The sequence below is a fragment of the Methylomonas sp. LWB genome (genome assembly GCF_001856095.1).
GTDB classification, from domain to species: domain Bacteria; phylum Pseudomonadota; class Gammaproteobacteria; order Methylococcales; family Methylomonadaceae; genus Methylomonas; species Methylomonas koyamae_A.
In genome coordinates, this window is sequence record NZ_MKMC01000006.1 from 23,526 (window position 1) to 35,610 (window position 12,085).

11 protein-coding genes and 1 tRNA gene are annotated in these 12,085 nt (G+C 54.3%); 1 reads left to right on the forward strand and 11 read right to left on the reverse strand.

The features are described 5' to 3' along the window. Positions 1-4: 4 nt before the first annotated feature. The 11 genes from BJL95_RS25030 to gloB form a co-directional block, all read right to left on the reverse strand. Positions 5-181, reverse strand: a complete 177-nt coding sequence (locus tag BJL95_RS25030) for a hypothetical protein (protein ID WP_175463635.1) — start codon at positions 179-181, stop codon at positions 5-7. Positions 182-752: 571 nt separating this feature from the next. Continuing rightward, on the reverse strand, positions 753-1,637 hold the full coding sequence (locus BJL95_RS23565) for a HigA family addiction module antitoxin (protein WP_083385584.1): 885 nt from the start codon (positions 1,635-1,637) through the stop codon (positions 753-755). Between the two features lie 20 nt (positions 1,638-1,657). Continuing rightward, positions 1,658-2,665 carry a DUF4325 domain-containing protein gene (locus BJL95_RS02985; RefSeq protein WP_071155374.1) on the reverse strand — a complete coding sequence of 336 codons (1,008 nt, stop codon included), beginning with the start codon at positions 2,663-2,665 and terminating at the stop codon, positions 1,658-1,660. Positions 2,666-2,803: 138 nt separating this feature from the next. Then, complete coding sequence (locus tag BJL95_RS02990) at positions 2,804-4,057, reverse strand: site-specific integrase (RefSeq protein WP_071155376.1); 1,254 nt, start codon at positions 4,055-4,057, stop codon at positions 2,804-2,806. Between the two features lie 2 nt (positions 4,058-4,059). Further along, positions 4,060-4,812 (reverse strand): hypothetical protein, encoded by a 753-nt coding sequence (locus tag BJL95_RS02995; protein ID WP_071155378.1) that lies wholly within the window; start codon positions 4,810-4,812, stop codon positions 4,060-4,062. A gap of 121 nt (positions 4,813-4,933) precedes the next feature. Continuing rightward, positions 4,934-5,009 (reverse strand) — tRNA-Lys (locus BJL95_RS03000). 469 nt (positions 5,010-5,478) lie between these two features. Next, positions 5,479-6,315: a hypothetical protein gene (locus BJL95_RS03005; RefSeq protein ID WP_071155380.1), complete on the reverse strand. Its 837-nt coding sequence runs from the start codon at positions 6,313-6,315 to the stop codon at positions 5,479-5,481. A gap of 418 nt (positions 6,316-6,733) precedes the next feature. Further along, entirely contained in the window at positions 6,734-7,024 is a 291-nt protein-coding gene (locus BJL95_RS03010; protein ID WP_071155382.1) for a hypothetical protein, read from the reverse strand. A gap of 252 nt (positions 7,025-7,276) precedes the next feature. Further along, entirely contained in the window at positions 7,277-7,852 is a 576-nt protein-coding gene (locus tag BJL95_RS03015) for a chemotaxis protein CheD (protein ID WP_064031016.1), read from the reverse strand. Positions 7,853-8,044: 192 nt separating this feature from the next. Next, entirely contained in the window at positions 8,045-8,908 is an 864-nt protein-coding gene (locus BJL95_RS03020) for a glycosyltransferase family 2 protein (protein ID WP_071155384.1), read from the reverse strand. A 113-nt stretch (positions 8,909-9,021) separates the two neighbouring features. After that, positions 9,022-9,789, reverse strand: a complete 768-nt coding sequence (gloB, locus tag BJL95_RS03025; protein ID WP_071155386.1) for a hydroxyacylglutathione hydrolase — start codon at positions 9,787-9,789, stop codon at positions 9,022-9,024. Between the two features lie 388 nt (positions 9,790-10,177). Here gloB and BJL95_RS03035 point away from each other — a divergent pair, with 388 nt between their 5' ends. After that, positions 10,178-12,076 carry a methyl-accepting chemotaxis protein gene (locus tag BJL95_RS03035; RefSeq protein ID WP_071155390.1) on the forward strand — a complete coding sequence of 633 codons (1,899 nt, stop codon included), beginning with the start codon at positions 10,178-10,180 and terminating at the stop codon, positions 12,074-12,076. Positions 12,077-12,085 lie beyond the last annotated feature (9 nt).

The following is a 12,085-nucleotide window of genomic DNA, read 5'->3' on the forward strand; positions in this document are numbered from 1 at the left end:
GTTGCTATTTTAACCAGCGCAATATTCCGATGCGGTTGCCGTGTTTATCTTTAACAACCGCAATTCCTTTTTTACGATCCGGAATTATCCTGGCGATAATCGTCGGCGAGATAAATTGACCGTCGATCATCTCCAGTAACCCGCTATCGCGTAAAATTGATTTAATATTTTTTTCGGACATAGAATCCCCGCAATACCGCCAAAAAGGCGGAATAAGTTCACATCGCATATTGGGTGCAGTTCCGGGTATGTCTTCCGATTTGCCGTCGAGTTGAAGTCTTTAAATACCTGGAAATTGCGCCTATTTGTGCGCCTAATTATTTGCAAGCCTCAAAACACAAGGCATTGCAACGCATTTAATATGCGGTTAGGTATCAGTTTGAGAATCTATGCACTCGGCCAAAACGCGAGTATTTACGAAAAGCGATTTTCCTACCTTGCGGAAGGCTCTGGCTAGTCCATTATGCTGACGCTGCTTTACAACCCAGTTCCAGCTTTTTTTGGAATATAAGTGGGGAAATTTGTCAGGAATACCCTGATAGGGAATGATGTCGTCGAGTGACGGTGTTGATGGTTGTGTTTGCATTGCCTCACCTTTTTTCAAGTTGTTTGAAGTGGTTGAGGCTATTATTCATGTATATTTTTGCCGCTTTTTTTGGTTTTTCCTGTTTAGGTTGCTTGATTTATAAGGTATTGTTAATTAACGATGTTTTCTTATGTGTTGTTGTCATTGTGTAACGCACCACGTTACGTCAGTTGTTTTTTTCTATCACCTTGTATCGAATTAATACATGTTTAAACTTTTCTCCTGCTTCAACAGCACGCTTGCTTGATCTTTTTAACTTTCCAATCCTGCTTGCGTCAAGCGATGGATTCGACCTAAAAAATTCTTCACAATCCGCATCGACCAGATTGCACAACTTAACTAGCTCTAAAAATGACTTCGAAATCGACTCTATCCTATTTTTAAGCTTTTCCTGATTTTTGAATAGATATACATGCGTTTTCGTCATCATATAATCATAGTGCATCATACTATCGCGCCGCCTTCTGGCCGACACGGTGTTTTCCCAGTCCTCATTTAATCCAAAAATATAATCGACGCTAACATCATAAAAAATTGAAGCTTTCTTTATCAAACTCAGTGGGATGCTTTCAATATTTAGCCCGCTTTCAAATTGCTTTAAATCGGATTTTGAAATTTCAAGTTTATTTGCCGCATCTTCCCGCGAGTATTCCGTTAACTCCCTTGCTTTTTTAAGCTGCAATCCAATGTTTGAAAGAATGTTTCTTTCAGCTCTGCAAGTATTTGGATTTTGAGTATTCTTATCGCCTAAATCAGTTTCTATAAAACGTCCTTCCAATTTCTCAATGGTCGGTTTAAATTCTTTTCTTTTAAACCAGATGTCATATTTCGCCTGCAAGCGCAACCAAGCTTCTGCCGTCGGGCCGTTCATCCAGGCTTCCAGGCGGATGGCCATATCGGCACTGATCGAGGCCTTGCCGTTAAGAATACTCGACAACGTTTTCCGGGAAACGCCAAGCTGTGCGGCGGCCTCGGTCACGCCGATACCCAGTTCGGGTAACACGTCCTCTTTCAAAATGCTGCCGGGGTGTGGGGGATTGAACGTTGTCATATTCGTGTTCCGTGAAATTCTCATTTAGCCGCCAGTGCCCGCTTAACCATGTTTTCAACGGCTGGGGTTAAGTTGATCGGCAGTAATTGGGTATTTGGATGGGCGTTGCCGAACACCCGGAAAACTTCGTCGGCAAAGGCTTGGCCGATTTCCTCAACGCCGGCAAAATCCAATACCACGGTCTGAAAGCGCTCGAAGCGCATCGTCAAGCGCTTGGCCTGTGATCGGGAAACCAGTTTTTCGCCTTCATGCTGAGCCAGCCGAACCGGCACAATGGTCTTGGCAAAGGTATATTCCTCCGGCGCGGCGAACTGGTCGAACACGTCTTGCAAGATACGTGGGCTATCGTTGGCCAAGCGCATCAAAACCAGGGTGCCCGGCGCATTGGCGGGGCGCTCAAGCAGAATGTCCGCGCCCCATTCGTCGTGCATGAAGTGCAATAGACCGGAACGGATGTCAAACGCGTCCATCACCTTGGACGAAAAGAAAATGCCTTCGCCGGTATGGTTGGCTGGATCGGTGGTCAACTTGCCCTTGGCCAGCTCCAGGATCGCTTCGCGGGGATCGTATAAATTCATTGCCCGCTGAATTTTCAGAAAAATACCTTCACCTTCGTCGGCAATGTAAACAGTGGTATTGAGTGCATCACGCACCAACTCCACTACAACATTTTCGGAACCTGAATGGTCGATGGCATTGTTTACCATCTCGGTAACGGCGTAATGCCAGATGTCGCGGACATTGCCGGGTAAGTCGCTTAGCAACGGCGAAATAGATTCAGCCCAGACAATATCTTCGCGTAAGCCGGCTCGGGGGTATACGCGCTGCACTTGCGCTACCGTTGCCAATTGGTAACGCACGCCACGGCCCACGCCGGATGAGGTAATGAGGCCTTCTTTTTTTAGCTTTGTCAGCCAAGCGCTGGCGGCTTGGCGGGAAACGCCGCGTTCAACGGCAAGACGACTGGCGACATTGCTGCCGTCTTCGGCAATCGTCATTAAGATGGAGTGGCGTAGGTCTGTGCTCATAGGGACTAAACGTAAAGTGATTTTAAAATAATTGTAAAGCCACAATACGCTAAACGTAAAGCGCCGATTGGTTTGATTATTCGCGTCATGAATTGAGAGGCCGGCCAGTTCAATCAAAAACTAGCCGGCTGTTAGCCTTTACAGGTTGAACGCTTGCGCCAGTTCGTTGACGATCTGCCGCTTCTGGTCGCGGCCTTGGTGGATATAGCGCATGGTGGTTTGAATGCTCTTGTGGCCAGCTAGCTTGGCTATTTGATTGATTTCCTTGCCTTGGTCGGACAGCGCCGAGCAGAAGCCATGCCGTAGGCAGTGGAAGGTAAAGCGTTCGATCTTGACGGTGCCGTCCGCATTCAAAATATCCTTGTCGGAGATATTGGCGGCTTTCAAGGCATTGCGCCAGGTCGCGCGGAAGTCCATCGGTTGCTCGGGAAGCTCGAACGACGGGAAGATCAAGCCGGTGCCGACCTCCTGATGGCGCTTCAGCTCGGTAATCACAACGGGCGCAAGGTAAAGCTCCCGGCTCGTACCGTTTTTGGTATCGCCGAGAAAGGCGGTGCCCTCTTTGAAATTGATGTCGCTCCAACGCAAATTCATCAACTCGCCTTTGCGGGCGCCCGTGGTCATCGCCATGACCACTAGCAGATACAGTTTGTCCCAATGGGAGTCCTGGCAAGCTTTAATCAAGCGTTGGCGTTCCTGGTCTGATAACACCCGATCCCGGCGCTTGGTGTCGTCGTCGACCACGACGCTTCGCACCAGGTTTTCATCGACGTAGCCGCGACTCAAGGCAAACTTATAGACGCTGGAAAGTACGGCTTTTTTGCGATTTATCGTGGTAGTTCGTTCGCCTGCATCGATCATGTCGTCAACGTGTTCTCGCAAGTCGAAGATGTCGATGTCGGTCATGATGCGATCGCCGAAAACCCTACACCAGTAATCAACCCGTTGCATCTGGCCTTTGTAGTCCTTTTTATTCCACCGCGACAGGTATTCGTCGCAGACTTCGCGGAACGTCTTGTAACGGATGCGCTTGCCGGCCTTGATAAATAGTTCGGCGCCGCCCATGCGCTCGATTTCTTGCGGCGACAATTGCAACAACTCCTTCTTGGATAACGCATTGATGGCTTCCAGCTTCGAGGAGTTACGAATCGCGAACAGATCAATGCCCAGCTGAGCAAAAATCGCAGCACCGCCCATTCGCTCGACATCCGATTCACTCAAGGCCGCCAATTGGCTCAGGTCCAACATTGGAATAGCCTTGATGTTGTTTTCGATGTCATCAGCCCAGGCCTGCGCGAGTTTTTCGGAGGTAAAGGTTTTGTTTTTGACAATACCTTTCATGCGGACATCAGCGCGGAAGTTGCCGTTCGATAATGGTCGAATGTAAGCCATGATTAGGCCTCCGCGCGAGCAAAGGCGGAGTCTTCATCGAATAGAACCTCCAGGATTTCTTGACGATGGCGAACGCCATTAAAGCGGAAGCGACTCTGAACGATGTTGCAGTCCGGGTAATCTGGTAGCAATTCAAGCTGATAGCGGCGTGCGTCGGCCTCGGTCGTGAAGTAGCGATCGGCAATTGAAACCGACTGGCCTTGCTCGGCATCAAAAGCCACCACGCTGAAAGCCGAGACATGATTGATCGCCGACTGATTAGTCGCGCTAAACTCGAAGCCCCCGGACTCGTCCTGCACGACTTGGCATTCTGGGTAATACGGCAAGCTGAGGTATCGCCAGGCTTCGGCCTGTTCTAGGGATTGGAATCGCGGACCGATCAGATGATATTGGAGTGGGTGACCATCGCCACCCTGAGCGACAAAAAATGTTCCTCGGGTCGCGCCGATCACTTCGCTGAGTAACTCCTGTCGAGCTTTGGAAAACTCCGAGGAAAAAAAACGAATTTCGCGGTGAAGAAACAGTTGATCGGCGTCGAGATGCCTGGCAGATTGCTCGGCATGTTGCCTTACGGCATAGCGCTCGCCAAGAATTTTGTTTTCCGTGCCTACGGCAAAAACTTCGACAGCATGCAGATTGGACTCCGCGCAAGCCGAAAGCTCATCGGGACACTTAGAACGAATAGGGATTAGCAACGACTGCTCAGAAGGACGGTTGTCCGTTGAGCTTGGGAGGGATTGATTTAACTGGTTCATTACGCCACCTCATTGAGCAAATAATGCAGCAGTGCGCCCAAATTTGCGCCTTGCTGCGGTTATGTTGCTTCAACTCGACGGCAATCCAGTTGATAAGCTCTTGATAAACAAGATCGATTGATGGTGGGTCGTGTGCGATTCGAACGCACGACCATCGCATTAAAAGTGCGGTGCTCTACCGGCTGAGCTAACGACCCCAATCAATTCGATCATTATATCGGTTTTTTTTTTCTTTGCAAGCTTTTACTGTGAAACCTTGGAAACGGTACACTTGCGAGTAAAGCTTGTCCCTGAATCGTCCAAAAAACGCATTCGAATAGGCGGCGTAGGCCCTGACTGAGACGTTGTTAAGCCAATCCTCTCAATTTCTCGTTACGGAGTGTGACGTCCGGAAATCGTCGGATTGGAGTGAGTGCAAACCTAGGTTTGCACTCCGGCCGAGTTGTTTAAGCCGCTCCGGCTGGTGGGGTCGAATCGCCATTGGTCGGCTAGGCAAAAATGCTCGACGCCACGTGTGGCTGGAGGTTAGCCGCGGGTGGAAATGGCTTTGTGACCAGCGAATTGGCTGAATCATGGGGCGCGGCACTGGGTTTTTCAGGATTCATTTTTATTAACGCCGGTAAAACCCGGTATGGCCGGGGTTTACCGGCGTTAGCCCTAGACGGCCTAGATTTTCGAGTCTTTGCGATTTTTGTTCGGTGAAAAGGTGAGGAATGCTATGCCGCTGAGCAAAAGCCAAGCCGAAGGGGGTAACGGAACGCTGGTTGTCAGGGTATTCAGCATCGTTGAATCGCCTGCCGTGAATTGCGCTGTCATACTATGCGCCGCGTCCGCGGTGCCGGCGATATCGCTGCCGTCCGCCCAAAACGCACTGGCGGTGATATAGCTGGTGATGAAGAAGTCTTGACCGGGCGCCAGATCGAAACTGATAGCTCGGCTTTCGTTCAACGCGGTACTGTTAACCAGGGGATCGGCGTGCGCGTTGACGAAGTCTCCGCCAAGCATTGAGCCGGGAAGTTCTGCGTAAGGGTCGAAAATTCCCCCCCAGACGTTCATGCCGGCGGTGATGGATTCGGTGGTATCGCCGCTAAGCAAGCCACTGACCGAGAACGTGATGGTGTAGGTTTGGGACTCGGTTCCGGCGTAGTGGTAGGCTTGCAGGCCCTGAGCGGTGGCGGTCGCGGAGACATAGCCGATGGTATTGGGGATGTCCGTTTTAGCGTAAGCCTTCAGGATGGGTAAGGATTGCGCCCCGGTTAAGGAGCCTTCGGCAAACCAAGAATAAATGTCGTTGAATTCGGTCGTCGCCGTTGGATAACCATTTCCGCCCTTTGAATCGGACGCGCTGGAACCGTCGTCCGGACACGTCGAACAAACCTTAAACCAGTGCGTGCCGTTGCCGGACACGCTAATGCCCGGTTCGGTTAACCGTGCGGCATAGCTGGTGTTGTTCAGGAATAATCCCACGGACAGGTAGAGAAGATATCGGGATTTAGCGATCATATGGCCCCCTAATTAAGGCTCGGAAGAAGTAAGGCTCGGAAGATTGCCGCTAACCGCAGTCGGCGGCGGAACAGGTTGATTACTCAACAACTGCACGTACAATCTAGCTGAAAGCTTGGGTCGAGAATAGTTCGATTTATCACATCCGGCGGTTGCCAACGAGCAAGCTTGAGGTGCTTTCGGCTTTGATCGATTACTCTATTGTATTTAACCGGAGAGCCCGGTTTGCGAGCACGCGCGGTGTTGCTTAATCCTGGGCGTGGCATTTAAATCGCGTGATGGGCTTAATGTCGGGTCTCGGACCGATAGCCGGAACGGCTTCTTCGTTCGGAAAACCGTTCTGGGGTGACGTGGTTTCTTTGCGGATCGCGAAGCCGCTAACGCATTCTCGATGCCGAGTCCGGTAGCTCGATCGCGGTTATTCGTCGATTGGGCTGTCGTTGAGGGTTTGCCGACACTGTTCCGGCTTGCCGTTTTTGAACGACGGCGAGATGCCGACCGGCTCGGTGAGGCCCCTGAGCAGCAATAGATAAGCCTGCTGGTCGATACACACTTTGTTAAGTTTCCAAGTCTGGATTTGGCCTTGAATTTCGATGCGTTCGAGGCTGATATCTTCCAGCGAAAGGGTGCGGCTGGCGGGTGGGGTGGCTTGGGCGGTGAAGGTCGCGGTGGCGAATAGCACGAGCACGGCGAGATTCAAGTTTCGCATGGCGGTTTCCTGGCAAATACGATTAGCTTAGCGGCATCGCGCGCATGGTGTTGGTTTTCCGATCTCGCCGCTGGCGCCGATGCCGGTATGCCCTGCGGAAAGGGGGGATTGCCGGTTGCGAAAAAAATCGCGTTAACCTTCGGGAACTTGAATCGACGGGATAAAAGAGCTGGGGTTCGCCGCTAGGCCGGGCTAGGCGGCAACCGTCACGGCATAGCCGTGTTATCGCGAGCCCGGTCGGCCACCCGCGAATCAAATCAGAGCGCCCGCGAGCAGGCGATTACTGTATTCCTGTTCTCTGATCAGGATGGTTTCGTTTTTGACGTCGGTCAGTTTTTTGACCAGGACTTTGCCCGAGGCGGGGAAGAAATACACTTTGCGCGGATAAATGTCCAAGGTGTCGGAGGCGACGATCGGGATATTGCGTTCGTCCAAGTAGTCGCGGAGAAAGTCTGCGCTGCGGGCGCCGACATTGTTACGGCTCAGGCGGTTTAGCACGTTGCCGCCGCCGAACACTTTCGCTTCCAACTGGTGCGCTTCCGCACCGATGTCGAGCAGGTGCTGAATAAATTTGTCCATCGCCTCGCTGGCCAGATTTGTCAGGCGTTCGCCGACCGGTTGGTCTTCGTTCAGATTGGCTACCATGAAGTGGTTCATGCCGCCGATACCTTTGACGCGGTCGCGGATGCAAGCGGTAACGCAAGAGCCCAACACCGTCACGATGACCGCGCCGGCTTGGGCGACGCAATATTCGCCGGGAATGATTTTGCTGGCGGCGGTACGCCAGTAGGGGTCGAAGTAGGTTTCGGAGCGGTTTTGTATATACATGGTCGGATCGGGGTAGAAGTCAGTCGGTAGCTCGGTCGATTAGACTGTCGAGTGTCGATTAGTTTCTAACATAAATCGAGCCAGCCAACGTAGTACCAAAGTATTAGGCTGGCTCAATCTCGCGCCGCCGCCGGGCTTGAGCCGATTGGCGCGTTCGGCTTGCCCGGCGCCTGGACCAAGTTCCGGCGCGGTTCATTCGATGTTTTTGTAGTGCAGGGACGAAATTTGCTCGGAGACGATACCGATCATAAAGATCAACAGTGCCGACAGAAACAACACCGCGCTCATGTTGGTGAAGCGATTTTCGGTGAGGTAAGTATAGGCGTAATAGGCTACGCCGACGCCGAAGATCGAGCCGCTGATCGGCAGAAACAAACGCATCGGCGAAAACAACACGCCGATGCGCAGGATGATGATGAAAAATCGCAAGCCGTCGTGCAGCAGGCGAATGTGACTCTTGCCCATCCGGCTGCCGGCATGTATCGAGACGTAGGCGACCGGGAAGCCGGAACGGAAGAAGGCCATCGTGCTGGTGGTCGGATAGGAAAAGCCGTTGGGTAGCAGGTACAGGAACTTGCGGAATTTGTCGGCCCTGACCGCGCGAAATCCCGAAGTCAAGTCGTCGATTTTATGGCCGGTCATCAGCGACGCCAATTTGTTGTAAAAGCGGTTGGCGGTGCGGCGAAACCAGGAGGCGTGGCTGCTCGACAAGCGGGCGCCGACCACCATGTCGTAGCCTTCCGCCAGCTTGGCCAACACCATTGGAATGTCGGCGGGATCGTGTTGGCCGTCCGCGTCCATGAATACCAGAATATCGCCGCTGGCATGGCGGGCGCCGGTTTTGATCGCGGCGCCGTTGCCCATGCCGTAGGGGTGGGAGACGACCTTGGCGCCGGCCGCTCGGGCGACTTGGGCCGTATCGTCGTCGGAGCCGTCGTCGATCAGCAGAATTTCGGCGTCGGGATACAGCGCCTTCAATTTCGGCAAGAAGGTCGGCAGGTTTTCGGCTTCGTTTTTGGCGGGCAATACGATGCTGAGCAATGGTTGGGCGGTCATGTTGGGCGCGGGTGGGTAAAAAACGGCGGGTTTGGGCGGTGACGGCGCGGTGGGTACGCTACGAATCGACGGCGAGTCTAGCAGAAATTCGCGCGGGCTAACATCGCCGGCGCTTAGCGAAACCGGTCTTTCAGGCCGCGCAGTTCGGCGAACACTGCGGGCGCCGGCCGGCCGGTCAGGCCCAAGTGTCGTTGAATCGCCGGGTCCTGCTCGCGCAGAAAAGGATTGGTGGCCAGTTCTTGCGCCATTGTGCTGGGCAGGGTCGCTTGTCCGGTTTGTCTGAGCGCGATGACTTCGGTCTGGCGCCGGCGCAGGGCTGGGTTGTCGAAATCGACTTCCACCGCGAAACGGGCATTGGCTTCGGTATATTCGTGGGCGCAGTAAATCCGCGTCTCCGGCGGCAGCGTTTTGAATCGTTGCAGCGATTGCCAAAGCTGCTCGGCGCTACCTTCGAACAAACGCCCGCAACCCAGCGAAAACAACGTGTCGCCGCAAAACAGCGCCGAACTGTCCGGACAATAAAAGGCAATGTGGCCGCTGGTATGGCCAGGCGTGGCGATGACCTGTACCTGCTCGCGCCCGAGGTTAAAGGTCGTGCCGTCTTCGACGGCAAGGTCCAGACCGGGGATGCGGGCCCGGTCGCCCGCGGCGCCGACGATACGGCATCCGCTTGAGCGTTTTAAGCTCAGATTGGCGCCAACATGATCGCCGTGATGGTGGGTATTGAAAATGTAATTTAGATGCCAACCTCGTGCCTGCAAAGCGGCTTCGACAGGTTCGGGTTCGGCGGGGTCGACCGCGGCGGTCGCGCCGTCGGCGGGATCGTGCAGCAAGTAAATGTAATTGTCGGTCAGGGCGGGCAGCAGCAAAATTTCCAGCATCGCGGCGATTCCAAAAAAGACGGGATAACGGATTTTACCACTACCGGGGAGCGCCGCCTTATGGATCATCAACGCCTGGTCATGCCGGCTGGTCCGGCGCCGTTGGCTGGATTCGTGCCGTCGCCGCTCGCGAAATCCGGCACTAAATGCTCGGCGTGGCTCGGCGATGTTGCTGACAAAAGTGCCAAATCGGCTAGTATTATGACTGCGTTGCGGGTGGCGGATTCGGTAAGGCCCAGGTTATTCGAACTTGCGCAAACCTTTTGTAAGTCCAGGCTTACATAGGGCTTTCAGTTCCGTCGTCGGTTTTAAACTCTTCGTTCACGCCGAATAGCTGCACGGTTAGACGGCATGATGGTTGATTTGACCGGAACTATTGGAGATGCGTATGCCGTTGTCGGAGTTGAAACTGAATACCCGGCTGTTGTTGCCGCCGGGCATCATGGCCCTGTTGGCTGTCCTGTTGTGCATTTTCGGCATTCGCAATCTGGCCGAAGTCAACGCGGTCTTGAGTAGCGTCTACAACGACAGAGTCGTCCCGCTACAAAGCTTGAAGACCATCGCCGACCGCTATGCCGTTAATATCGTCGATACCGCGCACAAGGCCCGCAACGGCAACATCGGTTGGGCAGAGGCTCGCAAGAACATCGAGGAGTCCGGCGCCGTCGTCGAAAAGGCTTGGCGGGCTTATACGTCGACGTCTCTGGTGGATGAAGAGCGCGATTTGATCAAGCAGATCGAACCGCTATTCGCCAACGCCAACCGCGAACTCGCCGATTTGCTGACCATCTTGCAGCGCGAAGACCGCAACGCGCTGGCGGCGTTTACCGTGCAACGCCTGTATCCGGCCATAGACCCGATTTCCGAAAAAATATCCGCGCTGGTCGATTTGCAATTGCGGGTCGCCAAGCAGCAAAACGATCTGGCCGAGGCCAATTACGCGACGGTTCGCAATCTGACCGCGGCGATGTTGCTGGCCGGTTTGGTGGTTTGCGTTTGGTTTTCACTGAAGATCGGCCGTTCGATCAAGGCCCAGATCGGCATGGAACCCAGCGCGGCGGCGGAACTGGCGCAAGCGGTTTCGGCCGGCGATTTGAGCCAAGACGTGCCGGTCGCGCCCGGCGACACCTTGAGCATCGCCGCCAATTTGCGAACGGTCGTCGTCAATTTGCGGCGCTTGGCGGCCGATGCGATGACCTTGGCCGAGGCCGGCGTCGAGGGTCGACTGGCGGTGCGGGCCGATGCCAACGCGCATAGCGGCGAATACCGGCGCATCATCGAAGGTGTCAATGCCACGTTGGACGCGGTAGTTGGTCCGTTGGACCGGGTGCGCGAGCTGTTGACCTGTGTCGAGCAAGGCGATCTGAGCCGGCGGATCGACGAAGATTATCAAGGCCAATTGCAGGAATTGCGATTGGCCGCCAACGCAACGGTAATCCGTTTGTCGGAAACGATTAACGAGGTTTCGGTCGCGGCCGACCAATTGAGCGACGCCGCCGAGCAAGTCAGCGCCACGTCGCAAGTCTTGGCCCAGTCGGCCAGCGAGCAGGCCGCCGGGGTCGAGCAGACCAGTGCCAGCGTCGAGCAAATGGCGGCCAGTATTAACCAGAACGCCGAGAACGCCGCCGTCACCGACGCGATGGCCGGCAAGTCCGCTCAGGAGGCGGTCGAGGGCGGCGCGGCGGTCAAGCAAACCGTGGAGGCGATGAAGGAAATCGCGACCCGGATCGGCATCATCGACGACATCGCCTATCAAACCAATATGCTGGCCTTGAACGCGGCGATCGAGGCCGCCAGGGCCGGAAATCAAGGAAAGGGGTTTGCGGTGGTGGCGGCCGAGGTGCGTAAATTGGCGGAACGCAGCCAGACCGCTGCCCAGGAAATCGGTAAGTTGGCCGAACAAACCGTACAAGACGCCGAATTGGCCGGGCGGATGATCGATTCGATTATCCCCACCATCGGCAAGACTTCGGCCTTGGTGCAGGAAATCGCGGCGGCTTCGCACGAGCAAGCAGTCGGCGTCGGGCAAATCAACCAGGCGATGAATCAAGTGAACCGGGTGACCCAGCAAAACGCCGCGTCCAGCGAGGAATTAGCGGCGACCGCCGAACAAATGAGCGGACAGGCCGAGCAATTACAAAATCTGATGAGTTTCTTCCGGCTGGCGGACGAAGAGCCGCCGAGCCCCCGCCAGTTCGCTACGGAACGGCCGCCGAAAACCAAGCCGGCGCGCGATCGTTTCGAAGCCGATTTTTTACCGAACGAAGGGCAATTCGTGCGCTATTAGCCGGCGTCC

Bases quoted from the DNA above. Each gene is read 5' to 3' on its own strand.
- BJL95_RS02985 (WP_071155374.1), bottom strand. From the start codon at position 2,665: ATGAGCACAGACCTACGCCACTCCATCTTAATGACGATTGCCGAAGAC.
- BJL95_RS02990 (WP_071155376.1), bottom strand. From the start codon at position 4,057: ATGGCTTACATTCGACCATTATCGAACGGCAACTTCCGCGCTGATGTC.
- BJL95_RS03010 (WP_071155382.1), bottom strand. From the start codon at position 7,024: ATGCGAAACTTGAATCTCGCCGTGCTCGTGCTATTCGCCACCGCGACC.
- BJL95_RS03015 (WP_064031016.1), bottom strand. From the start codon at position 7,852: ATGTATATACAAAACCGCTCCGAAACCTACTTCGACCCCTACTGGCGT.
- BJL95_RS03035 (WP_071155390.1), top strand. From the start codon at position 10,178: ATGCCGTTGTCGGAGTTGAAACTGAATACCCGGCTGTTGTTGCCGCCG.
- BJL95_RS23565 (WP_083385584.1), bottom strand. From the start codon at position 1,637: ATGACAACGTTCAATCCCCCACACCCCGGCAGCATTTTGAAAGAGGAC.
- BJL95_RS03005 (WP_071155380.1), bottom strand. From the start codon at position 6,315: ATGATCGCTAAATCCCGATATCTTCTCTACCTGTCCGTGGGATTATTC.
- BJL95_RS02995 (WP_071155378.1), bottom strand. From the start codon at position 4,812: ATGAACCAGTTAAATCAATCCCTCCCAAGCTCAACGGACAACCGTCCT.
- BJL95_RS25030 (WP_175463635.1), bottom strand. From the start codon at position 181: ATGTCCGAAAAAAATATTAAATCAATTTTACGCGATAGCGGGTTACTG.
- BJL95_RS03020 (WP_071155384.1), bottom strand. From the start codon at position 8,908: ATGACCGCCCAACCATTGCTCAGCATCGTATTGCCCGCCAAAAACGAA.
- gloB (WP_071155386.1), bottom strand. From the start codon at position 9,789: ATGCTGGAAATTTTGCTGCTGCCCGCCCTGACCGACAATTACATTTAC.